Genomic DNA, 23,283 nt, shown 5'->3' with positions numbered 1-23,283 from the left:
CTTTCATTTATGTAATATGTAAAATAGCCCTGAGGCTTATCGTCAAACCCGGTTAATGACCAACCTGAACCAGCTCTTTAATAGGTGGAGCGAATTTAGTCAGGTCAATGCCTTCAACGGCAGCTTTGTATTCATCGATATTAGGAATTCTTCCAATGATGGCAGAAAGTACAACAACCGGAGTTGAAGCTAATAAAGATTCTCCTTTTTTACGTTCAGAATCTTCAACTACTCTTCCCTGGAAAAGACGGGTAGAAGTGGCCAATACCGTATCTCCCTTAGCTGCTTTCTCCTGGTTACCCATACAAAGGTTACAGCCAGGACGCTCAAGATACATCATGTTCTTGTACTCCACACGTGCTTCTCCTTTAGGAGCCTTATCGTCAAATTCGAAGCCGGAATATTTTTCTAAAAATTCCCAGTCTCCTTCCGCTTTTAATTCATCAATGATGTTATATGTTGGAGCCGCTACAACTAGAGGAGCGTTGAATTCTACTTTCCCGTGTTGCTTTTCAATATTTCTAAGCATTTGAGAAACGATTTTTAAATCTCCTTTGTGAACCATACAAGATCCAACAAAACCAAGATCTACTTTTTTCTCACCTCCATAGAAAGAAAGTGTTCTGATGGTATCGTGAGTATATCTCTTGGAAACATCATCATTGTTTACATCCGGGTCAGCAATCATAGGTTCTACGATGATATCAAGATCTACTACTACTTCAGCATAATATTTAGCATTGGCATCCGGAGTTAAAGCTGGCTTTTCACCTGATCTGATTTCAGCGATTCTCTTATTCGCTTTATCAATTAATCCCTGAAGAACCTGGTTGTGATTATCCATGCCCTTGTTGATCATAATCTGGATTCTGCCTTTTGCAATTTCCAAGGACTCAATAAGCGTTTCGTCTTCAGAAATGTTGATCGAAGCTTTTGCTTTCATTTCGGCAGTCCAGTCTGTAAAGGTAAATGCCTGGTCAGCAGGAAGTGTTCCGATGTGAACCTCAATGATTCTTCCCTGGAATACGTTCTCTCCGCCAAACTGCTTAAGCATCTGCGCTTGGGTAGCATGAACCACATCACGGAAATCCATGTGTTCTTTCATATCACCTTTAAACGTTACTTTTACAGATTCCGGGATTGGCATAGAGGCCTCACCTGTAGCCAATGCAAGAGCAACAGTTCCTGAGTCTGCTCCGAAAGCAACTCCTTTAGACATTCTTGTGTGTGAGTCACCACCAATGATGATGGCCCACTCGTCAATTGTAATATCGTTAAGAACTTTGTGAATCACGTCCGTCATCGCATGATATTCACCTTTCGGGTCACGGGCTGTGATCAAACCGAATTCGTTCATGAATTTCATTAATTTTGGAATATTAGCCTGCGCTTTTTTATCCCAAACTGAAGCGGTGTGACAACCTGATTGGTAAGCACCGTCAACAATTGGCGAAATGACCGTTGCCGCCATTGATTCAAGCTCCTGAGCAGTCATAAGACCTGTAGTATCCTGAGATCCAACGATGTTTACTTCTACTCGAACGTCAGAACCGGCGTGTAATACCTTTCCTGGGGTTGTTCCAACAGCATTTCTGTTAAATATTTTTTCTACTGCGGTAAGACCTTGTCCTTCGTGAGAAATTTCTTTGGAAGGAGCAAAAACAAGTGGTGTTTCTATTCCTAAAAGTTTCGCCGCAAATGTTTGTAGTTTTTTACCGAATACAATAGCATACGATCCGCCAGCTTTAATGAATTCCAATTTCTGAGGCGTGAATGCCTTGGCAATGTCAATCAGCTCCTGGTCGCCATTGTATAATTTTTTTGTTTTTGTATTGATGGTAAGCACGGTTCCTGTAGCTACTGAATAGGCTTCTTCAAGAATAGGTTCTCCTGCTTCGTTACGAATGGGCTCTCCATTCTCGTCCAGTTTTTTTACCCAGTTTTTAAGATCAAGACCGATCCCTCCGGTAACATCAACTGTAGTAAGGAAGATCGGAGAAATACCGTTGGTTCCTCCAACAATCGGAGCAATATTGACAAATGGAATATACGGGCTCGCTTGTTTACCGGTCCATAGAGCCACGTTGTTTACTCCTGACATTCTTGATGAGCCTACACCCATTGTTCCTTTTTCAGCAATAAGCATAACGCTGGCATCAGGGTGTTGAGCTTGTAAAGCTTTGATTTCTTCCTGTGCCTGAGGGGTGATCATGCATTTACCATGAAGCTCACGGTCTGATCGTGAGTGAGCCTGGTTACCAGGAGAAAGTAAATCTGTTGAGATATCACCTTCACCAGCGATGAACGTAACCACTTTTATTTCTTCAGCAATCTCAGGAAGCTGAGTGAAGAATTCAGCTTTTGCGTAGCTTTCAATGATTTCTTTTGCGATTTCGTTACCGCTATTGAATGCTTCCTTTAGACGATTGGTATCAGCGTCATAAAGGAAAACCTGTGTCTTAAGAACGTTTGCAGCTTCTTTAGCAATAGATGGATTATCACCTAAAGCCAGATCCAATAATACTTCAATAGAAGGACCTCCCTTCATGTGAGATAATAATTCAAAAGCAAAAGCCGGTGATATTTCTTCTACAACGGATTCACCTAGAATGATTTCCTTTAAAAATTGAGCTTTAACACCCGCTGCGGTTGTTGTTCCTGGTAAGGTATTGTAGATGAAAAATTGAAGAGAATCCGATCGATATTCATTACCTGAATCTTTAATTTGCGTGATAATTTCGCTTAATAATTCAGCACCATCAATTGGCTTCGGATGAAGCCCTTGGTTTTTTCTTTCTTCAATCTCTTTGATGTAATCCTTATAAATATTCATATAGAAGTCTTTTCAATATTAAAAGTAGATTAATATAAATCAGTATAATCTACGTTTTTTAAATGTGGGATCATATTTTGTCCCAAAGGTGAGTATAGAGGACTTTTAGAAAATGTAAGTGACTTACCTGTGATCTGTCCAGTCGAAAAACTTGCTATGGGTAACATTCGGACACTTTTTGATCCTGTTAATATCAAAAGTTATATCTCAAACGTTTTTAAACTTATCAAACACTTAAAATGTTCCCAAAATTACGAATTTTTAATATTTTATCAGGATGAAATTATTTAGATTCTTTATAAATATGAATTTGATAATTTCTATTTTTGGCCGTAGTTTTGCACACAAATGGTGAATATGAAAAATATCCTGAATTTTTTCTGCGTATTTATATCGATTTTCGTTTTTTCGCAGACGAAATCTTTGAAGAAACTCCCAGTTAAAAATGGCACAAAAACGACCGAAAAAAAAGAATTTGCAGACACTAAGCCAAATCCTGATCTGGTTATTGTTCATCAGGATCTTCCCGTGTTGATCCCCAAAAAGGAAAATGGGAAATTTGGATATGTCAATCAGAACGGAAAATTCATCATCAAGCCGGAATATCATATAGCGGTCTTTTTTTATGAAGACTGCAATCTACTGAATTCCCCCAATCAAAAAGTACAAAAATTTGGAACGGACGAATATGCAACGGTAGAAAAAGATATGATCTCTTACCGTGTGGACAAAAAAGGGAAAAGAGTGTATCAGTTTAAAGATGCAGATCTCGGAAAGTGCAAGTTTGGAGACTATAAACAACAGCTTTATCAGGCATATGTTTTAAATGGTTTTTACGGAGTCATTGAAAAAGCAAAATTCGTCAATGCAGCCGACTACAGAGATTACAAAATTTATCCCCAATACCAGTATTTATACATTATGGAAGGTGATGATATTGAAAACCCGATGATCGTTGCTTCTCATAATGACAGATTTGGTGTAATTGATGTCAATAATAAAGTGATTATTCCTTTTGAATATTCCAACATCAAAAGAAACTTCAGCTGGAAACTGGGGAGGATGTTTGAAGTCACGAAAGATGGGACAAATTATTATTATATTGATGTAAGAAATAAGACGTATTAGGCAGAAAGCGATAGAGACTTTGATTCTTTATTTTAAAAATACTCTATTCAAAATTCCGGATTGTTCAGCACGGAAATCCCGGATTTCGTAACCCGATGCAGCGCATGCCCCATCTCGCATTTTTTTTGTAATTTCGCGGCTGAAGTAAAGGGGTGCTGTAACAGGCTGAGATTATACCCAATGAACCTGGAACGGATAATGCCGTTTAGGGAATTTTGAAAATGTACCGATAGAACAGGACAACAATACCAACTCTCATTGAAGGACTGTTAAATTAGAAAATTGTTACATTATTTAATCCGCCCCTTTTATTCATTAAATTTTAAAGATTTATAGAATGAAAGGATTATTTTTTTTAGGGCTTACTGTAGGCTCTGCAGCCTTTATCCAGGCTCAAAATAAAGATTCCCTGAAAATCAGGGAAATTGAAGCGGTCAATTTTACCAAAAGACTTCCCGTTGCTAAGGAAATTATCAATGTGCAGAAGGATATTGACAGCCGAAATCTGGGCCAGGATCTTCCGATCCTGTTAAAAAATCAAACCTCTATTATCTCTACTTCTGATGCCGGAAACGGAGTTGGATACACAGGATTCAGGATCCGTGGAGTCTCTGGAAAAGGAATCAATGTGATGATGAACGGTGTTCCTTACAACGATTCTGAAAGTCAGGGAACGTTCTTTGTCAATGTTCCGGATCTTACAAGTTCTGCTTCACAAATCGTTATTCAGAGAGGAGTGGGAACTTCCAATAATGGGGTTTCTGCGTTTGGAGCCAGCATTAACGTGATCTCCAAAGAGCCGGATGAGAAGATGTATTTTAAAACTGATGACAGTTATGGCTCATTCAATACCTACAAGTATTCGGCTGAGGCAGGTTCCGGAAAATTCTGGAAAAACAGGCTTTCCGTGATGGGAAGATATACGCGTATTCATTCTGACGGATATATAGACAGAGCTTCTTCAAATCTGGATTCTTACAATTTCACCGCATTATTTGAAGAAGGGAAAACGAGACTTCGCCTGATGGCTTTCGGAGGGAAAGAGAAGACTTACCAGGCCTGGAATGGAATTGACCGACCTACGTGGGAAACCAATCCAAAATTCAATTATTCAGGACAATATACAGATCTGTTCACCGGAGAAGAGAAGTTCTATGATAATGAGACGGACAACTACAGACAGAATCACTACCAGCTTTTATGGGAGCAGAAATTCAATGATAACTGGAGCTTGGAAACCACTTTCCATTACACAAAAGGAAGAGGATATTATGAAAATTATAAAAGGGTGGATGAAACGGATGTAGATGCAACGCATTATTCCAATTACAATTTGCCTGTACCTATCGTGAACGGATCTGCTGTAGAACAGACTGATTTTATCAGAAAAAAATGGCTGGATAATGATTTTTACGGTGCTGTTTCTACCTTATACGGAAAATTGGAAAATGTGGATCTTAACTTCGGACTAGTCGCAAACCAATATTACGGAAGACACTTTGGGAATGTGACGGGAGTCTATTTTCCAATGGTAAATGAATACGAATATTACAGAAACCGTTCAGTGAAAACTGAGGTGGCGGGTTTTGCGAAGGCTTTATGGAGAACAGGCGAGCATTTTGAATTCTTCGGAGATCTTCAGCTCAGAAATATTGATTATAACACAAAAATTATTACTGCCGGCGACGGGGAGGGAGGAAATCTTGATAAGAACTGGCTTTTCTTTAACCCAAAGGCGGGAGTAAATTACAAGATCGGAAGTGGAAAAGTTTTTCTTTCCTACGCCCATGCCCAACGTGAACCGAACAGAGATGACCTGATGAGCGATAATGATGTGAAAGCTGAAAAACTTCACGATTTTGAAGCGGGTATTGAGAAGCAATTCGGAATTTTATCGGTAACTGCGAACTTATATTATATGTATTATGTCAATCAGCTAGTACTGAACGGGCAATTGAATAATGTAGGGGCATTTATCAGAACCAACTCAGGGAAGAGTTACCGAAGAGGAGTGGAGATTGGAGCATTGGCTAAACTTTCAAAGCAATGGGAAGTGACTGGAAATGTCAGTCTGAGTCAGAATAGAAATCTTGATTTTAATATTAAAAATAATGGAACGCTTCAGAGTCTTGGAGATACCGAAATATCATTCTCTCCGAATGTGATTGCTAATCTTGGACTGAAGTATTTTCCGGACAAAAACTTCCAGTTTGCTTTGATGAACCAGTACGTAGGAAAGCAATATCTGGATAATACAGGAAACAAAAACCTGGAACTGAAAGACTATTTTCTGACGGATTTCAACGCGCAATACCAGTTTAAGATCGCCAGTAATGATATTGCATTAAAATTACTGGTGAATAACCTTTTCAATAAAAAGTATGTAAATAATGGAGCTGTTTACGATGGTGATCCATACTATTTTTCACAGGCAGGAACTAATTTTATGTTCGGGATTAGCTGGAAAATTCAATAATTATTAAAATAATTTACCAAACAGGTTTTAATACATTCAATTTTATACCTATTTGTCAAAAGACTGTTTCGGCAGTCTTTTTTTATATCCGATAAATCTCTTCAAAAAGTCATGAAAAAATTATAAATTTGCTGCCAAATGAATATTTCAGCTTACATTTTAGAATATCTGAAACAATTTGGAACTGTGACGGTTCCGAGCTTCGGTATGTTTTCGCTTAAAAACTCCAAGGCAATTATTAATTCCGAGAACGGGAGCATCCTTCCGCCCGCAAGCGAGATCGTTTTTGCGGTGGATTATGAAATACAGTCTGACGAACTTGCCGCTTTTATAGCAGCACAGAAACAGATGTCTCTGGAAGCTTCCAAAAGTGACCTGAAAATTCAGACCGATTTCTGGAAGAAAAAGCTTCAGGCAGATCAGGTTCTGGAAATTCAGAATCTTGGAGTCATCACTATTGAAAATGATAGGGCACATTTCAAAGGGAAAAGAATAGAATCAGGACATCCGGATTTCTATGGCCTCGAGGAAATAAGACTGTCGGATATCAATAACGGAGAAAAGGTCAGTACTACTGTAAACCGTGAAAAAGACTATCAATTCAAGAAGTCAATTCTTTGGATTTTTCTGCTCGCTGTTCCTGTTTTGGGAATTATTTACCTCGCCTTTACCCAACAGGAACTTCTTTTCGGAAAAAAATCTTTTGATAAAGTTTCTGTACAGACTTCTACCCACAGAATTGTAAAAGATACTGTAAAAGTGATGGTTCATACTCCGCAAACAGCCGTTTCAGATTCACTGAAAAAAGATTCATTATCAAAACCGGTCGGGAAAGGGACACCACCAGCTCCGGCCGCTCAAAACAACACTAAGACTCAATGGCAAAAGTAAAAAAAGCGTCAGAATCCCTGACCATTATGACGAATATTGTTCTTCCGAACGAAACCAACTCTTTAAGAAACCTTTTCGGAGGTGAGCTTCTGGCAAAAATGGACCGTTGTGCTTCTATTTCTGCAGCCAGACACTGCGAAAGAAGAGTGGTAACGGCATCTGTAAATCACGTTTCCTTCAATCATCCGATCCCTGAGGGGGGAGTGGTAGTTCTGGAATCTAAAGTATCCAGAGCATTCTCTACCTCAATGGAAGTCTATGTAGATGTTTGGCTGGATGACCCGATCAATCAGAAGAAAATTCACACCAATGAAGGGATTTATACATTCGTTGCGGTAGATGAATTCAACCGTCCTATTCCGATCCCGGATATGATCCCGGAAACAGAAGAAGAAATACTGAGACATGCGGCGGCCATCAGAAGAAAAGAGCTTTCTCTTATCCTATCAGGAAGAATGAAGCCTCTTGACTCTGTAGAGCTTAAAAAACTGTTTCAGGAGCCTGAAGAAACAAAAGAATCAAAGAAAGATAAGAAATAAATTCTGCCCTTGTAAAGACTTAAACACAAATAACACAAATGTCTGCACAGATTTTCACAAATGAATTGTGCCGAGTAAATGGAAAAAAAATGATAGCATCAGATATTTCAGAAAACGATATATCAAGAATGGTGTATGAAGCAGGATATCGTGTTCATAAAACCTTAGGTCCCGGACTTTTGGAAAGTGCTTATGAAGAATGTATGTTCTATGAGCTTAATAAGCATGAACTTCTGGTAGAAAAGCAAAAGCCAATGCCTTTGGTTTATGATGAAGTAAAGTTGGATGTAGGCTACAGGCTGGATTTCCTGATCGAAAGTAAATTTGTCTTAGAAATTAAATCGGTAGAGTCCCTGAATGATGTACATCTGGCTCAAATTCTGACTTATCTCCGTCTAAGCAACTGTAAGCTTGGAATGCTGATCAATTTTAATACCCTTCAATTTAAAAATGGGGTAAAAAGAGTAACCAATGGGACGCTATGAAATTCACATTTGTGTCATTTGTGAAATAATTAGTGTCATTAGTGTTTAAATTATTCGTGTTTAAAAAATGAAAATTCTCCTTTTAGATAAAAATCATCCTCTTATTACAGAACAGCTTTTAGCTAAAAACTTTGTGCTGGAAGAGGATTTCATGTCTTCCTACGATGAGGTTTGTCGTAAAATTGAACATTATGACGGAATCATCATCAGAAGCAGGATCCCTTTGGACAAAAACTTTCTCGAAAAAGGAAAAAATCTGAAGTTTATCGCCAGAGTAGGAGCGGGGATGGAAAATATTGATATTCCTGTCGCTGAAAAGCTGGGAATAGAACTGATCAATTCTCCTGAAGGTAACAGAGACTCTGTAGCAGAACATGTTGTAGGCATGCTGTTGATTCTCATGAACAGGCTTTTTATTGCTTCTCAGGAAGTGAAAAACGGCATCTGGAAACGTGAAGAAAACAGAGGCGATGAACTGCTTGGAAAAACAGTTGGACTTATCGGATACGGTAATATGGGTAAAGCTACAGCAAAGAGATTTTCAGGATTCGGCTGTAAGGTCATATTTCATGATATTCTTCCAGGACTTTCAGACGAATACGCTTCACAGGTAAGTGTAGAAGAGCTAAAGCAATCTGCAGATATCTTAAGTCTTCATATTCCTCTCACTTCTGAAACTCATTATATTATCGATGAAAAATTTATTTCAGAGATGAAAAAAGACTTCTATTTTGTGAATACGGCAAGAGGAAAAAATGTTGAAACTAAGTATTTAGTTGAGGCGTTGAAGTCAGGAAAAGTAAAAGGCGCTTGTCTTGACGTTCTTGAATATGAAAAGGCCTCCTTTGAAAACCTTGAACACGAAAACGAGGATCTCCAATATCTTCTGGAGTCTGAAAAAACAATTGTAACACCGCATATAGCCGGGTGGACCCATCAAAGTAAGGAAAAACTGGCACAGGTGATCGTTGATAAAATTATAGAAAGGTTTGCAGGCTAGTTAATAATCCTTGCTGAAGTTACTGATCTGTGTTAGAATATAGCTACAAATCTTTTTTTGACGTGATCTTTCCAAATGATTTTCAGTAAATGATATTTTTATTTTCAAATTATACAAAAGCACAGATCTTACGATCTGTGCTTTGCCATTTATTGCCGCAAGCAGTTATATTTATATAGCAAGAGGCTATTTTTTACTTATTGTTTATTTTTTTATGAGCTTGTGTATACTCTCAGATCCGTCGGCTGTTGCAATCTTAATAAAATAGATTCCGGTAGGAATTTTTTGCAGGTTTAATTGATTGGTTTCACCAACTTTATTCAATAATACTTTTCCTGAAGCATCTAAAACCTGTACCGATTTAGTGATGTATTCTGATTTTATAAAGATCATTTCCGAGGCAGGATTTGGGTACAGAAGTAATTTTGTTTTGCCTGATTTTATTTCTTCAACAAGTAACAAAGGCTCCGAGCAGCTTGGAGAAAAACTGTCTCCAACAAATGTCCAGCCCTTGTTGTTAATTAATTGATTACGAAATATTTGGCCACCGTTTCCATAAGTCCTTCCAACTGCTCCGACAAGTCGTCCAAGTGGAGAATTAGGATTTTCAGCCCAGCCTTTTAATGTTGCCCCGTAATTTCCACAATCTAAACCACTATAGCCAAAAATTTCTGTCAAATTGACTATTGGAGAAAGTGTCCAATTGCCTAAATTCTTATTAAAATTATTGTTAGACCAAAACATACGAGACATGTTGGTAACATTAGAAACATCCCAAGAGGAAATATCTTGGTTAAAACTTGGATAAGAAAACATCTGAGCCATATTGGTGACATTTGAAGTATTCCAGTTGTTTAATGGTTGGTTAAACGCCTGAGATGCTTCGAACATCAGTGACATATTCTGAACATTTGAAACGTTCCAATTATTAATATTCTGGTTGAATGCTTTCGCACGATTAAACATTGAACTCATGTTGGTCACATTGGAAACATTCCAACTGCCAATATCCTGATTGAATGCGTCAGCATAAAAAAACATCTGGCTCATGTCTGTTACTTTTGAGGTATTCCAATTCCCAATTGGCTTATTAAAAGCCTTTGCATTAAAGAATAAATTGCTCATATCGGTTACGTTGCCCACATTCCAATTGTTAATATTGTTTACAATTGATAAGTTGGTGCAACCTGAAAAAAACGAGCTGAGATTAGTAACTTGTGAAAAATCTGGAATATCAGTGGCTGTAATTTGAATATTCTCATATCCAGAAAACATTCCTGATAAATTAGTATTCCAGGTAATTTGCCCCCATTGTGTTAGTTCGACAACTTTATCTACATCAGTTCCGGAACTAAGTCTAAAAGTGCCGGTAGGCGTGATTGAAATAGTATATGTTCCTATTGAGGGAACGCTTATTTCTGTTAAACCCGTATTTCCAATTCCATTACCTGTAATAGTAGAATTGTTGGTCTTTACATATGAGTAGTTGTAGATGCCCTGCGTACTTAACTTTATTTTTAGGTTGTTAGCATCGGTCACCAAAAATTTTAATATAAGTGGCGTCTGTGCCCTTAGAGCAGTAATTACCAAAAAGAAGAAAGAGAAAAAGTAAATTTTTTTCAACATATTTTTATTTTTTTATTGAGTGCAAAAATACATATTTCCCACATACAAGACATTAATACAAAAATTAAAAATGCAAATAATCGCCTGAATTCCGTATAAATTATCTTTTGTGCGGGTGGATTTATTTAAAATATGTATTTCTAAAAAACTGTTCTTAGTAAGTTTTTGCAATTTAAAAAATAAGTACTTAATCTAAATTATAAGAAAGTTTCTCAACGTTGAGAAGATTTGCGTCATGTGATTTTATATTCTTCACAAAAGCATTTAATAATGTTAAATAATTCATAATGTATACTGCAGACTAAGAATTTATTTTTGAGTTTTATTAAATTGCTGCTCATTTTTGATACTCATGACGACGCGTAACTTTGTACTTATTGTAACTGTTTTTTTATCCCTTATTTCCTGTAAAAAAAATTCCGAATCCAAAAAGGCTTCCGCTGAAAATACAACCAATCTTCCCAACTACGGAAATGTAGATCTGGACCATGTATTTACCAAAGAAGAAAGCCAGCTTGGGGATAAAAATATAGTAACAGGATATATTGATCAGTATTATAAAAAAATCTGGGAAGGCGGAGACCTGAGTGGGGGAATCCTTGTAGCAAAAGGAGATGATATCCTGTATGAAAACTACAGAGGTTTCGGAAGAGAAGGAGATCAGATGCCTATCAATAAAAATACGCCACTGCATGTAGCTTCAGTATCAAAAACACTGACAGCGATGGCGATGCTAAAACTTGTAGAAGCCGGAAAAATTAAGCTTTCTGATCATTTAACCCAATATTTTCCAGGATTTCCTTATCCGAATGTTACCGTACAGACTTTACTCGATCAGAGAAGCGGTCTTCCGAAATATGAATATTTTATTGCCAAAATACAACCGGTTCCCGCTGAACTTTCAAAGCCATTCATTACCAATCAGGATGTCCTGAATATGATTATTAAATATAAACCAGACCTTGCAAGAGATACCGATACAGGCTTTATGTACTGTAACACCAATTTTGCGATGCTGGCTCTTTTGATAGAGAAGATTACTAAAACTCCTTTTCCTCAGGCGATGAAAGAAATGGTATTTCAGCCTCTGAAAATGGAGCATACCTACATTTTCCAGGAAAAAGATATTCCTACCGCAGCACAGTCTTTTTATTACGGCGGAAGAAAGCTATATCCTCTGGACAGGCTTGATCTTATATATGGAGACAAGAATGTGTATACCACACCGAGAGATCTTTATAATTTTTCCAAGGCTATGTTTTCCAAGGATTTCCTGAAGCCGGATCTGATGCAGATGGTTTTCACGCCCTACAGCAATGAAAAGTCCGGAATGAATAATTATGGATTAGGTTTCAGAATGAAAATCTTTGATAACGGTGAAAAACTTACTTATCACAATGGCTGGTGGCATGGGACCAATTCTGTGTTTGCCCATTTGCTGAAATCTAAAGTGACCATCGTCGCTATTGGGAACAGATATTCAAATAAAGTCTATACCGCCCTGGCGTTATCAGGGTTATTCGAGGATTTTCCGGTTCAGAAAGATAAACTGCACAGTGTAATGAACGATAATAAAGATACTTTAAATACTGGACATGAAGTTTTTGGAGAATAATGTTTAATTTTGCTTAAACATATATGAAAAGACTTCTTCTATTATTCGTTATCTGTTTTCTTGCCCATTCATGTGCAAGAGTCGGAGCTCCTGTGGGAGGTCCGAAAGATACCCTGGCTCCAAAGTTTTTAGGCTCAAATATTGATTCCACCAGAATCAATGTCAAAAGAGATATCCATGAGCTCAGACTGGATTTTGATGAATATATTACGTTAAAGGATATCAATAAAAACCTGATCATCTCGCCGCCTATTAAAAATATAAAGAGGATCCTTCCTTCCAATATCGCGAATAAGTACGTGATGATCCAGTGGGAAGATACGCTTCAGGCCAATACAACCTATAACTTCAACTTTGGAAATTCTATTGCTGATAATAATGAAGCTAATATTCTCCGTTATTTCAATTTTGCATTTTCAACGGGTGATAAGCTGGATGATCTCTACGTAAGCGGGGATATCACAGATGCATTAGCGATTAAAAAGAAACAAGGTGAAAATAAATTTGTGGTAGGACTTTATCAGGTAAAGGATACCATCAATTATAAGCAGAAACCTTACTATATCACCAAAGTGGATGAAGATGGCTATTACGAGCTTAATTACCTTACTCCAGGAAAATATAAGATCATTGCCTTTGAGGATGAAAATGGAAACTCTGTGTATGATCCCGGAAAAGAAAAAATAGGGTTTCAGAAAGAGCCGATAGACATTGAAAAATCTGTTTCAGGATTGAATTTAAAAGTTTACCCTTCCAAAAAGCCTTTGAAATATGGTGAAATGAAAGAAAGTCCGGGAGGAATCACGATGACATTCGAAGGAAATCCAGAGAATGTGAAAGTAGCTTCTATCAACGAAAAGCTTCAGGATATTAAGGTGACTCACCGGCCCAAATCAGATTCTGTCAAGATTTGGTTTGATGCTGTAAAAAGCGATGTAGGGCAGACAGCGAATGATAATCTTAAATTCAGTTACGATACCGGCAGTAAGCAGGATACGGTGTCCGTGTTCTACAAATACAACAAGAAAAACGCCATGGATCTTGAGAGTGATAACGGAGGACCCGGCCTGGCGCCAAATTCTGATTTCAGGATAAAATCGGGATATATCATCGATAAAATCAGTCCTGAAAAATGGGTTCTTAAGAGCGATAGTTTAACGACTCAGGAATTCACAGCAAAAATCTCCGAGACCAATCCTTACCAAATCGTTATCCACTCCGATTTTGTGACAGGGAAAAAATACCAGTTAACCATTCCGAAAGAAACCGTTTCATCATTCTATGCAAAGAATGTACAGTCCAAACGTTTCGATTTTGAGGTAGAGAAAGTTGATCAGTTCGGAAGTCTTGCCTTTACCCTTCAGAATGCTCCGGATACCAGCTATTGGATTCAGCTTCTGGATGCTTCAGATAAGGTGATTTACTCCAGGTATACCAAAGGCAATAATGTGAAATTTGATATCCTTAAGCCTAATGAATATGTTGTAAGAATACTGGTGGATAACAACGGGAATAAGTTCTGGGACGAAGCGGACTTTGAAAAAGAAACTTTTGCGGAAGATTCCTACGTATTCTACAAAAAAGCGATTGTAAGACCGCTATGGGAAACTAAGGAAGACTGGGATTTAAAAGACACCAGAACACTGGATAACCCCAAAGGTAATACGCCTAAACCAGTAGAACCTCCAAAAGAAGATGCGCCGAAAGAAACGGTGACGAAGGAAGTAGAAAAAGAATTGAAATCGCAATCCGGAAATGCTGTATTGACGCCGGTAAAATAAAGAGATGAAAACGGTAAAAAAAGTATTGTTCTGGACGTTGGTTGTTTTTGCGCTGATCCAGTTTATTCCGATTGATAAAGTTAATAAACCTGTTGATAAAGCAGTCAATTTTGTCGATGCTAAAAAGACTCCTGAGAAAATCAGTGGTTTGATAAAAGGAGCTTGCTATGATTGTCATTCCAATGAAACGGTGTATCCAAAATATGCAAATATTGCTCCCATTTCCTGGTCTGTTAAAAGCCATGTGAATGAAGGGAGAGAACGTCTTAATTTTTCTATCTGGGGAACGTATAATAAGGAGTTAAAAGAAAGTATGCTGAATAAGGCATCTCAAAATATTCAAAACAAGCTAATGCCTATGCCCGGTTATATAGTCTATCATAAGGAAGCTAATTTATCCGACGCAGAAAGAACACTGCTGGTTCATTACTTCGAAGATATGCTCAAAACAAAATCTTACTAGACACCACACAGACAATATAAAAATCCCGTAGATCTTACAGGTTCTGTACCCATGATTGATCATGATGCACGAATTGTAGAATCTACGGGATATTTTTTTACTATTATTTAGATATTCTTCAGATATTCCTTAAAAAACTTCTTTTGAGAGTCAAAAGCAATATCATCAAGATCCAATGCATTCAACGGAATCCAGACAGCCTCTGATATTTCCGAAAGTTCAAGGTTGACTTCAAACTTTTCCGGAACATGATATTCATAAAACAGATCAATCGTATTGTAATCAATTTCTTTGTATTGATACACATTAGGAAGACTGGTTACATACTTTAATTTTGAAATATCTATATCAAGCTGAAGTTCTTCAAAAAGCTCCCTTTTAGAAGCTTCTTCTGCGCTTTCCTTTGGGTCTACAAAACCTCCGGCCAGATCGAGTTTTCCTTTTTTAGGATCACGGTTTCTTCTGGTAAGGTAAATTTCGTCACCATATCGGATAACAACAGCTACTGCACCGGCAACATTATTGTAGAGACGGAAATCACATTTCGGGCAACTCCATTTCTTCTCACCGTCCCAGTCGAGGGTCTCTTTGCCACAGCTTGGGCAATATTTCAATAATTTCATCTGTTTACTACTATTATTTTTTCAAAGGTCAGATGGAACTTCTTTTTATTGAACAATATTAATGTTTCTCGGATGGTAATTCAGGATCACATCCCGAAGTTCTTCCGTTTTCAGATGGGTATAGATCTCCGTTGTAGTGATGCTGGAATGTCCAAGCATTTCCTGAATATAACGAAGGTCTGCTCCATTCTGTAAAAGGTGCGTTGCAAAAGAATGTCTGAAAGTATGGGGCGATATTTTTTTGCTTACTCCAGCCTTATCCGTAAGTTCCTTTATAATCAGAAATACGATTACTCTGGACATGGATGTTCCACGGCTGTTAAGAAACAGCGTATCCTCATATTTTTTATTGATCTTGTTGTTCGACCGTACTTCGTTGATGTACGTTTCCAAAAGTTCGGCAGTATAATCAGCCAAAGGAACGAAACGGGTTTTGTTTCCCTTTCCGTTTACTTTAATGTACTGTTCTTTGAAATTGATGTTCGAAATTTTAAGATCAATAAGTTCAGAGACACGCAATCCGCATCCGTAAAGAACTTCAATGATACAATGGTTTCTCTTTCCGAGGTCAGAATTGGCCTCAATGGCTGCGATAATCTTGTTGATATCAGGCAGGCTTAAGGTGTCAGGAAGATATAATCCCAATTTTGGTCCTTCAAGTAAAGACGCAGGATTATCTTCTCTGAACTCGTCCTCAAGCAGAAACTTGAAGAAAGCTTTTATAGAAGAAATCCATCTTGCCTGAGATCTTTCGCTGAATTTTTGTTTGGAAAGATTGAAGATATACTCCTGTAAGTTTTCGTAGCCGATAGCGTCTGGACCGACGTTTTCCAGTTCTACTTCTGCGTAGTCTTTTAATTTTTTGATGTCCCGAATATAGGCATCGAGTGTGTTTTCTGAAAAATTTCTTTCGAAGCGAAGAAATATTTCAAAATCTTTGATCTTTTCATCCCAAGTCATTTGTGCTTATTTTTTTAGTTCACAGTCCGATATTTGTTCTATTTCAATGTTATGATTTCTCAAGAACGCTATTCCGTCGTCGTCTGAATACTCATTAATATACACAAGTCTTGTAATTCCTGCCTGCAGAATCAGTTTACTGCATTCTTTGCATGGCGACAGCGTTAAATATAACGTGGCACCTTTTGCAGACTGAGTGGAAGCGGCCAGCTTTAATATCGCATTGGCTTCCGCATGAAGTACATACCAGTGTGTTTTACCCTCTTCATTTTCACAGCAGTTTTCAAACCCCGAAGGAGTTCCGTTGTAACCATCTGAAATAATCATCCTATCTTTTACGATAAGAGCTCCTACCTGTTTTCTCTTACAGTAGGAAAGTTTTGCCCACTCTTGGGCCATTTTTAGATAAGCTTTATCAAACTTATTCATACCGCAGCATTAGTTTTTTCGAAATAATTTGGATTAAAAATCTTAGAAGTTTGGCTTTCTTTTCTCTATAAAAGCAGTAACTCCTTCTTTCTTGTCTTGCATTTCAAAAAGCTCTCCGAAATACTTGATTTCAGATTCAAAACCTTTATCCGTATCAGACAAGTTGACGGCTTGGATAGCCTTCGATATAGCCATTGGTGAGTTATGGGCTATAATACTCGCTAATTCTTTTGTTTTGGTTAATAGTTCTTCAATAGGGTATACTTCATTCACTAATCCGATTTCTTTTGCTTTTTGGGCAGGAATCATCTTAGCGGAGAAGATCATTTCGTTGGCGATGCCTTTTCCTACCAGTTTAGGAAGTCTTTGTGTTCCTCCATAACCTGGAATTAATCCAAGCGTTACTTCCGGAAGTCCGAGTCTGGCATTCTCTGATGCATATCTGATATGGCACGCCATGGCAAGCTCTAAACCTCCTCCTAAAGCGAAACCATTAACGGCTGCAATAACAGGTTTAGATGTATTTTCAATTTTGTTGAACAGGGTATTGTGCCCGTTTCTGGCCAGTTCTTCGGCTTTTTCCTGTCCAAAATCACTGAATTCTTTTATATCGGCTCCGGCTACGAATGACTTTTCACCGCTTCCTGTAATGATAATAACTCTACAGGTTGGGTCAGCATTAAGTTCATCCATTGCTGAGCTTATCTCTTGAATCGTTTTTGCGTTTAAAGCATTTAAGCTTTGAGGTCTGTTTATTGTGACAACAGCTAATTTGTCTTCTTTTTCTAATAATATATTTTCGTAACTCATTTTTCCACTTTAAAATATTATTTTCTGCAAATTATAAATTTTTTACAAAAAAAAGGAAAAAATATTGGTTTTTTTTCCTTTTTTTTGATTTATCTTTCAAAATACTATTTCGAATGATTCATCATATTCGCATCTATATTGATATTCAGCTGTGATGCCACTTTCATGCCAAGCTCAATATTAGCCCTGAAAAAATGACATAACTGACGGTTGATAATCTCCTCTCTTTTGGGTCCCGTAATTCCTTTCATGCTTCCGATAATATTGCTGATCAGATGCTCTCTGTCTTCAGAGGTCATGGATTTTGTATACAGTAATCCCGGCTGGGTGTAATGATCGTCGTCATTATCATTTCTATTATAACTGGCAACATGGGCGCTGTCCAGCTCATATTCATAATTCTTATAGGAAGGATCAGGTTTTACATCATCAAAGCTGTTGGGGAAATAATTAGGTTTGTCCTGATATTCACTGGAGTCCGCCATAAAGCCATCTCTCTGATAATTATTGACGGCAAAAGGACATCGGTTCACTTCCAGTTGGTGAGCATTCACTCCAACTCTGTATCGGTGTGCATCAGGATAAGAGAACAATCTTCCCTGAAGCATTTTATCCGGAGAAAAGCTTATTCCGTTAACAAGACTGCTTGGTGAGAATGTAGATTGCTCTACATGGGCAAAATAATTAACCGGAACTTCATTTAGTTCCATTTCCCCGACCTCAATCATCGGGAAGTCATCATGGAACCATACTTTGGTGACATCAAAAGGATTCCATCTGAAATCTTTTGCCTGTTCTTCCGTCATGACCTGGATAAACATCGTCCATTTTGGAAAATCTCCGTTTTCTATAGCGTTGCAAAGATCTTCCTGTGCAAAATCCGGGTTTTCTCCTGCCATCTTTACAGCTTCCGCATCAGTGAAATTTTTAATTCCCTGTTTTGTTTTAAAATGGAATTTCACCCAAACTCTTTCGTTTTTATCATTGATCATTGCGAAAGTATGTGATCCGAATCCATGCATATGTCTGTAGCCATGCGGAGTTCCCCTGTCCGACATCAAGATAAGAACCTGGTGCAGGGATTCAGGATTGTGGCTCCAGAAATCCCACATCATCGTCGCGCTTTTTAAATTGGTTTTCGGAACCCTTTTCTGAGTGTGGATAAAGTCCGGGAATTTTTTGGCATCCTTTATGAAAAATACAGGCGTATTGTTTCCTACCATATCCCAGTTTCCGTCTTCCGTATAGAATTTTAAAGCAAAACCTCTGGGATCTCTTGCGGTGTCTGCACTTCCTTTTTCTCCACCCACGGTAGAGAAACGGGCAAACATTCTGCATGAGTTTCCAACTTTTGAAAATAATTTCGCTTTGGTATACTGACTGATATCGTGAGTGACCGTAAAGGTCCCGTAAGCACCACTTCCTTTAGCGTGTACAATTCTTTCAGGAATTCTTTCCCTTACAAAGTGTGCTAGATTTTCCTGAAGAATAAAATCCTGTAAAAGCACAGGACCTCTCGGACCTACGGTTTGTGAGTCCTGATGTTCAAAATAAGGAGCGCCATTGCTGAGCGTTAATTTTTTAGAATCCATATCGTTATGATTTGTATGATTGATTTCCCTCGTAAACGTCTTACGCAGACGTATTAAATATCAAATTTACTTGAATTTTTGATTACTAATAGCAAAAACCTTTTATCTTTGTAATAGATAATATTAATCAGATGAACATTCAGCAACTGGAGTATCTTATCGCTGTAGATAAGTACAAACATTTTGGTAAAGCGGCTCAGGCATGCTTTATCACGCAGCCCACGTTAAGCGCGATGATACAAAAATTTGAGGATGAACTGGATGTGAAGGTTTTCGACAGAACTACACACCCTATCCGTACCACAGATGTGGGGCTTCAGATCATTGATCAGGCAAAGGTAATTATAGAATCTGTCAATGAGCTGAAAAATAAAGCCAATCTTTTAAATAATATTTTGGGCGGAACGATCAATCTGGGAATTATTCCTACCGTTTCCTCGTTCATTTTGCCTACAGAAATCTTTAAGTTTTTGGAAGAGAATCCAAAAATCCAGATGAATGTCAAGGAAATGACCACAGATAATATTATCAAAGCTTTAAAAGCCGGTGAATTGGATGCAGGGATTATTTCTACTCCTTACGATACGGCAGATGAATTTTATCAGGACTTCCTGTTTAATGAAGAACTGATGATCTACAGTTCCAATACAGAAGCGAATAAAAAGAATTCTTACATCATTCCTGAAGAACTGAATGTTGAAAAAGTATGGCTTCTGGAGGAAGGAAATTGCCTCAGAAACCAGTTTGAAAATATCTGCCATCTGAAAGAGAATACGTTGAAACCTAAAAATCTGGATTTCCTGGCGTCCAATATTCAGACATTGGTGCATATGGTAGATAAAGTTGGGGGAATCAGTATTTTGCCCGAACTGGCACTGAGCCAGCTTTCCGATGAACAGAAGGAGAATGTTTTCAGATTTAAAAAACCTTTCCCTTACCGAGAGATCAAAATCATCTATTATAAGCCGACCTTTAAGCAGAAAATTATTGACGAATTATCACATTCTATCAAAAGTTCCTTAGAGCTTAAGCTGAATTATCATATCAACCCGAAGGAATTTGTGAGCATCAAGCCGCAATGAACTAAGAAGTCCGCTAAGTGATATAAATCATTAATTTTAAGAAAATTATAATTAGTCAGCAAAATTCTTTAGTATTAAAAAAATAGTCCTTAAATTTGCAGACGTTTATCAACGAGGAAAAATTTGACCTGATTGCAACCTCTCTAAAAATATGCTAAAACAGTATTCTTTTTTCTGGGCAATTATTCTTATTTTTCTTCACTTATTTTAATCTAAAAAACAAAGAATAATATGTCTTATCTATTTACATCTGAATCAGTTTCAGAAGGACATCCGGATAAAATTGCCGATCAAATCTCCGATGCATTAATCGATCATTTTTTAGCATACGATAAAAACTCTAAAGTAGCGTGTGAAACTCTTGTTACTACCGGACAGGTTGTGCTTGCGGGAGAAGTAAAGTCTGATGCGTATCTTGATGTGCAGACTATTGCAAGAGATGTTATCAACGGAATAGGCTATACCAAAGGAGAATATATGTTCAATGGTGATTCATGCGGAGTTATCTCTGCCATCCATGAGCAGTCTCCGGATATTAATCAGGGGGTAGACAGAGCGGTAAACGACGAATCTTTCGAAGCTAAAGCAAACGCACAGGGTGCTGGTGACCAGGGGATGATGTTCGGGTATGCAACGAACGAGACAGCTAATTATATGCCTCTTGCTTTAGATCTTGCCCATACTATTCTTAAAGAACTTTCTGTATTGAGAAGAGACGGAAGCGAAATCGCTTACCTTCGTCCGGATGCAAAAAGCCAGGTAACTATTGAATATTCTGACGATCACAAGCCGGTAAGAATTGATTCTATCGTAGTTTCTACACAGCATGATGATTTCGGAACTGAAGAAGAAATGCTGAACAAGATCCGTGAAGATATCAAAAGTATTCTGGTACCTAGAGTTATAGCTCAGCAAACTGAAGAAATCAAGGCATTGTTCAACGACCAGATTAAATATCACATCAACCCGACAGGTAAATTTGTGATCGGAGGTCCTCACGGGGATACTGGCCTTACAGGAAGAAAGATCATCGTAGATACTTATGGAGGAAAAGGAGCTCACGGTGGTGGTGCTTTCTCTGGAAAAGACCCTTCAAAAGTAGACAGAAGTGCAGCTTACGCAACAAGACACATTGCAAAGAACTTAGTGGCTGCTGGTGTGGCGGATGAAGTTCTGGTGCAGGTTTCTTATGCTATCGGTGTTGCTGAGCCTTGTGGTTTATACATCAATACATACGGAACTGCGAAAGTAGATCTTAATGATGGTGAAATTGCCAAGAAAGTATCTACCATCTTCGATTTAAGACCTTATGCGATTGAGCAGAACCTAAAACTAAGAAATCCAATCTATCTGGAAACGGCTTCTTACGGACACATGGGAAAAGAACATTATACCGCTGACAAAACATTCAATAAAGGTCAGAAAAATGAGATCACCCTTACAGGTCTTGAGTTCTTTACCTGGGAAAAACTGGACAAAGTAGATGAAATTAAAGCTTCTTTCGGAATTTAATTTCGCTTAAGAAATAATAAATAGACTGCTTTATCTTTCGATAAGGCAGTTTTTTTTAATTTTACACCTTAAATAATTTAAAGATGATGAATTTTAGATCAGCAGTTACTGTCCTTTTTATATTTTTCCTGAGCATAGTGGCGAAGGCACAGTACACCATGCACAAAATGGTCAGCGTGGGGTATACCTATCAGAACCAGAGCTTTGGAGAAGTGGGAGGGAAGCTGCTTTTCCTGAAGAATGATGATGTCATTTACAGGCTGGGAGGATCTGCTTTAATGGGTTCTGCCAGTTCTAAATTTGCCATCATGCCTAAACTGCAGGCAGATGTGCTCCTTAATTTTGAGAAAAATGTAGATTTTTATCATTCCTACTATCTTTTAATAGGCGCAGAAGGCACCAATAAATATATTGCTCCGAAAATTGGAGTTACGCTTTTCGGACTTTTAGACCTTGCCGGAGGGTATGCTTTTCCGATTGGAGATGCCCGTTTGAATGGAAAAGAGATGAAAGGGCTGAATGTTAATTTAACATTAAATATCCCAACAGTCTTTATTCATGATATGTTTAAATAAGTTTTTTTAAATTTTTCTCGTAAAAATTTAATAATTGGTTAACAGTTATTAAAAAATTATTATATTTACACCATATAATAATTGTACTGCCTATTGATTTTACTTTACTCTAAAGAACTGTTTTGTATTTACAGCTAGGGCCAGATAAAATATCTGGAGAATTGCTGGTCTGCAAATTTTTTATTATTGAGAAGAGTTATGAAATTAAAAACGGACAGCCTACTAATTTCCCTTTACCAGAAAGGAGACGAAGAAGCCCTATCAGCCCTTATTCATCGTCATCAGAGAGAACTGTTTACATTCATTTTTTACAAAATTAATGATGAAGACCTTGCCAATGATGTTTTTCAGGATACATTCATGAAAATCATCCTGATGCTGAAAGAAGGACGATACAACGAAGAAGGTAAATTTATTCTTTGGGCAAAAAGAATTGCACACAACCTTATCATCGATCATTTCAGACTAAAAGCGAAAAATGTTAAAGTTTCGGAAACTACTTTTGAAACAGACGAGTATTCTATTTTTGATCTGATCAGAGAACCATCAGAAAATATTGAAGATCAGCTTGTAACGATGCAGATTCAGGAAGATCTGTTAAAGATGCTTCAGTTTCTGCCACAGAACCAGCAGGAAGTCATTAAATTAAGATTTTTTGACGGTCTGAGCTTCAAAGAAATTGCGGATCATACCAATATGAGTATCAATACTACATTGGGAAGAGTAAGGTATGCACTCATCAACCTGAGAAAAATCATGGATGAAAATAACATTGTATTGACACGATAGGATAATATTTTTAAAAAATTCACGTTTAAAGGAAAACATACTTTTCGCCTATGAAAAAAAATGATTCCTTAAAA

The 23,283-nt window shown here is 37.6% G+C and carries 20 protein-coding genes; 13 read left to right on the top strand and 7 right to left on the bottom strand.

Going from position 1 to position 23,283, the window contains the following annotated elements; all coding sequences use genetic code 11:
* Positions 1-52 precede the first annotated feature (52 nt).
* The gene (locus BUC06_RS19975; protein WP_073335814.1) at positions 53-2,833 is read right to left on the bottom strand and encodes a bifunctional aconitate hydratase 2/2-methylisocitrate dehydratase; all 2,781 of its coding nucleotides are present in this window, start codon (positions 2,831-2,833) and stop codon (positions 53-55) included.
* A 423-nt stretch (positions 2,834-3,256) separates the two neighbouring features.
* Here BUC06_RS19975 and BUC06_RS19970 point away from each other — a divergent pair, with 423 nt between their 5' ends.
* The 6 genes from BUC06_RS19970 (at position 3,257) to BUC06_RS19945 (ending at position 9,352) form a co-directional block, all read left to right on the top strand.
* The gene (locus BUC06_RS19970) at positions 3,257-3,961 is read left to right on the top strand and encodes a WG repeat-containing protein (protein ID WP_228423849.1); all 705 of its coding nucleotides are present in this window, start codon (positions 3,257-3,259) and stop codon (positions 3,959-3,961) included.
* A gap of 337 nt (positions 3,962-4,298) precedes the next feature.
* Positions 4,299-6,437: a TonB-dependent receptor gene (locus tag BUC06_RS19965; RefSeq protein WP_073335812.1), complete on the top strand. Its 2,139-nt coding sequence runs from the start codon at positions 4,299-4,301 to the stop codon at positions 6,435-6,437.
* A 138-nt stretch (positions 6,438-6,575) separates the two neighbouring features.
* A complete protein-coding gene (locus tag BUC06_RS19960; protein WP_073335810.1) occupies positions 6,576-7,328 on the top strand; it encodes an HU domain-containing protein in 753 nt (250 codons plus the stop codon).
* Entirely contained in the window at positions 7,316-7,867 is a 552-nt protein-coding gene (locus BUC06_RS19955; RefSeq protein ID WP_073335808.1) for an acyl-CoA thioesterase, read from the top strand. The genes BUC06_RS19960 and BUC06_RS19955 overlap by 13 nt, the downstream gene beginning before the upstream one ends.
* A gap of 89 nt (positions 7,868-7,956) precedes the next feature.
* Positions 7,957-8,352, top strand: coding sequence for a GxxExxY protein (locus BUC06_RS19950; protein WP_083564143.1), 396 nt, complete (start codon positions 7,957-7,959; stop codon positions 8,350-8,352).
* A 67-nt stretch (positions 8,353-8,419) separates the two neighbouring features.
* On the top strand, positions 8,420-9,352 hold the full coding sequence (locus BUC06_RS19945) for a 2-hydroxyacid dehydrogenase (protein ID WP_073335807.1): 933 nt from the start codon (positions 8,420-8,422) through the stop codon (positions 9,350-9,352).
* A gap of 204 nt (positions 9,353-9,556) precedes the next feature.
* On the opposite strand, the gene BUC06_RS19940 is transcribed toward BUC06_RS19945, so the two are convergent.
* Positions 9,557-10,978: a BspA family leucine-rich repeat surface protein gene (locus tag BUC06_RS19940; RefSeq protein ID WP_073335805.1), complete on the bottom strand. Its 1,422-nt coding sequence runs from the start codon at positions 10,976-10,978 to the stop codon at positions 9,557-9,559.
* A gap of 352 nt (positions 10,979-11,330) precedes the next feature.
* On the opposite strand from BUC06_RS19940, the gene BUC06_RS19935 reads away from it, so the two are divergent.
* Genes BUC06_RS19935 through BUC06_RS19925 form a run of 3 tightly spaced genes read left to right on the top strand, consistent with a single transcriptional unit; the run spans position 11,331 to position 14,837 of the window.
* On the top strand, positions 11,331-12,593 hold the full coding sequence (locus BUC06_RS19935) for a serine hydrolase domain-containing protein (RefSeq protein ID WP_073335803.1): 1,263 nt from the start codon (positions 11,331-11,333) through the stop codon (positions 12,591-12,593).
* A 23-nt stretch (positions 12,594-12,616) separates the two neighbouring features.
* Positions 12,617-14,374 carry an Ig-like domain-containing domain gene (locus BUC06_RS19930; protein WP_073335801.1) on the top strand — a complete coding sequence of 586 codons (1,758 nt, stop codon included), beginning with the start codon at positions 12,617-12,619 and terminating at the stop codon, positions 14,372-14,374.
* A gap of 4 nt (positions 14,375-14,378) precedes the next feature.
* Positions 14,379-14,837 carry a heme-binding domain-containing protein gene (locus BUC06_RS19925; protein WP_073335799.1) on the top strand — a complete coding sequence of 153 codons (459 nt, stop codon included), beginning with the start codon at positions 14,379-14,381 and terminating at the stop codon, positions 14,835-14,837.
* Between the two features lie 107 nt (positions 14,838-14,944).
* Here the strand turns inward: BUC06_RS19925 and BUC06_RS19920 are convergent, their stop codons facing one another.
* The 5 genes from BUC06_RS19920 to BUC06_RS19900 form a co-directional block, all read right to left on the bottom strand.
* Positions 14,945-15,460: an NUDIX hydrolase gene (locus tag BUC06_RS19920; RefSeq protein WP_073335797.1), complete on the bottom strand. Its 516-nt coding sequence runs from the start codon at positions 15,458-15,460 to the stop codon at positions 14,945-14,947.
* A gap of 45 nt (positions 15,461-15,505) precedes the next feature.
* Complete coding sequence (gene xerD, locus BUC06_RS19915) at positions 15,506-16,420, bottom strand: site-specific tyrosine recombinase XerD (RefSeq protein ID WP_073335795.1); 915 nt, start codon at positions 16,418-16,420, stop codon at positions 15,506-15,508.
* 6 nt (positions 16,421-16,426) lie between these two features.
* Positions 16,427-16,849: a deoxycytidylate deaminase gene (locus BUC06_RS19910; protein WP_073335793.1), complete on the bottom strand. Its 423-nt coding sequence runs from the start codon at positions 16,847-16,849 to the stop codon at positions 16,427-16,429.
* A 42-nt stretch (positions 16,850-16,891) separates the two neighbouring features.
* The gene (locus BUC06_RS19905; protein ID WP_073335791.1) at positions 16,892-17,659 is read right to left on the bottom strand and encodes an enoyl-CoA hydratase/isomerase family protein; all 768 of its coding nucleotides are present in this window, start codon (positions 17,657-17,659) and stop codon (positions 16,892-16,894) included.
* A 104-nt stretch (positions 17,660-17,763) separates the two neighbouring features.
* Positions 17,764-19,251: a catalase gene (locus BUC06_RS19900; protein ID WP_073335789.1), complete on the bottom strand. Its 1,488-nt coding sequence runs from the start codon at positions 19,249-19,251 to the stop codon at positions 17,764-17,766.
* 131 nt (positions 19,252-19,382) lie between these two features.
* Here BUC06_RS19900 and BUC06_RS19895 point away from each other — a divergent pair, with 131 nt between their 5' ends.
* The 4 genes from BUC06_RS19895 (at position 19,383) to BUC06_RS19880 (ending at position 23,209) form a co-directional block, all read left to right on the top strand.
* On the top strand, positions 19,383-20,333 hold the full coding sequence (locus BUC06_RS19895; protein ID WP_073335787.1) for a LysR substrate-binding domain-containing protein: 951 nt from the start codon (positions 19,383-19,385) through the stop codon (positions 20,331-20,333).
* Between the two features lie 231 nt (positions 20,334-20,564).
* Positions 20,565-21,845, top strand: a complete 1,281-nt coding sequence (gene metK, locus BUC06_RS19890; RefSeq protein WP_073335785.1) for a methionine adenosyltransferase — start codon at positions 20,565-20,567, stop codon at positions 21,843-21,845.
* Between the two features lie 83 nt (positions 21,846-21,928).
* Positions 21,929-22,420, top strand: a complete 492-nt coding sequence (locus BUC06_RS19885; protein ID WP_073335783.1) for a hypothetical protein — start codon at positions 21,929-21,931, stop codon at positions 22,418-22,420.
* Positions 22,421-22,618: 198 nt separating this feature from the next.
* A complete protein-coding gene (locus tag BUC06_RS19880) occupies positions 22,619-23,209 on the top strand; it encodes an RNA polymerase sigma factor (RefSeq protein WP_073335781.1) in 591 nt (196 codons plus the stop codon).
* Positions 23,210-23,283: the final 74 nt, after the last annotated feature.

Origin of the sequence: Chryseobacterium carnipullorum, assembly GCF_900142785.1 — a bacterium.
Taxonomy (GTDB): Bacteria; Bacteroidota; Bacteroidia; order Flavobacteriales; family Weeksellaceae; genus Chryseobacterium; species Chryseobacterium carnipullorum.
Note: the sequence above shows the minus strand (reverse complement) of the source record. Positions and strands in the feature narration are given on the sequence as shown.

Bases quoted from the DNA above. Each gene is read 5' to 3' on its own strand.
- BUC06_RS19975 (WP_073335814.1), bottom strand. From the start codon at position 2,833: ATGAATATTTATAAGGATTACATCAAAGAGATTGAAGAAAGAAAAAAC.
- BUC06_RS19965 (WP_073335812.1), top strand. From the start codon at position 4,299: ATGAAAGGATTATTTTTTTTAGGGCTTACTGTAGGCTCTGCAGCCTTT.
- BUC06_RS19960 (WP_073335810.1), top strand. From the start codon at position 6,576: ATGAATATTTCAGCTTACATTTTAGAATATCTGAAACAATTTGGAACT.
- BUC06_RS19955 (WP_073335808.1), top strand. From the start codon at position 7,316: ATGGCAAAAGTAAAAAAAGCGTCAGAATCCCTGACCATTATGACGAAT.
- BUC06_RS19950 (WP_083564143.1), top strand. From the start codon at position 7,957: ATGATAGCATCAGATATTTCAGAAAACGATATATCAAGAATGGTGTAT.
- BUC06_RS19945 (WP_073335807.1), top strand. From the start codon at position 8,420: ATGAAAATTCTCCTTTTAGATAAAAATCATCCTCTTATTACAGAACAG.
- BUC06_RS19940 (WP_073335805.1), bottom strand. From the start codon at position 10,978: ATGTTGAAAAAAATTTACTTTTTCTCTTTCTTCTTTTTGGTAATTACT.
- BUC06_RS19935 (WP_073335803.1), top strand. From the start codon at position 11,331: ATGACGACGCGTAACTTTGTACTTATTGTAACTGTTTTTTTATCCCTT.
- BUC06_RS19930 (WP_073335801.1), top strand. From the start codon at position 12,617: ATGAAAAGACTTCTTCTATTATTCGTTATCTGTTTTCTTGCCCATTCA.
- BUC06_RS19925 (WP_073335799.1), top strand. From the start codon at position 14,379: ATGAAAACGGTAAAAAAAGTATTGTTCTGGACGTTGGTTGTTTTTGCG.
- BUC06_RS19920 (WP_073335797.1), bottom strand. From the start codon at position 15,460: ATGAAATTATTGAAATATTGCCCAAGCTGTGGCAAAGAGACCCTCGAC.
- xerD (WP_073335795.1), bottom strand. From the start codon at position 16,420: ATGACTTGGGATGAAAAGATCAAAGATTTTGAAATATTTCTTCGCTTC.
- BUC06_RS19910 (WP_073335793.1), bottom strand. From the start codon at position 16,849: ATGAATAAGTTTGATAAAGCTTATCTAAAAATGGCCCAAGAGTGGGCA.
- BUC06_RS19905 (WP_073335791.1), bottom strand. From the start codon at position 17,659: ATGAGTTACGAAAATATATTATTAGAAAAAGAAGACAAATTAGCTGTT.
- BUC06_RS19900 (WP_073335789.1), bottom strand. From the start codon at position 19,251: ATGGATTCTAAAAAATTAACGCTCAGCAATGGCGCTCCTTATTTTGAA.
- BUC06_RS19895 (WP_073335787.1), top strand. From the start codon at position 19,383: ATGAACATTCAGCAACTGGAGTATCTTATCGCTGTAGATAAGTACAAA.
- metK (WP_073335785.1), top strand. From the start codon at position 20,565: ATGTCTTATCTATTTACATCTGAATCAGTTTCAGAAGGACATCCGGAT.
- BUC06_RS19885 (WP_073335783.1), top strand. From the start codon at position 21,929: ATGATGAATTTTAGATCAGCAGTTACTGTCCTTTTTATATTTTTCCTG.
- BUC06_RS19880 (WP_073335781.1), top strand. From the start codon at position 22,619: ATGAAATTAAAAACGGACAGCCTACTAATTTCCCTTTACCAGAAAGGA.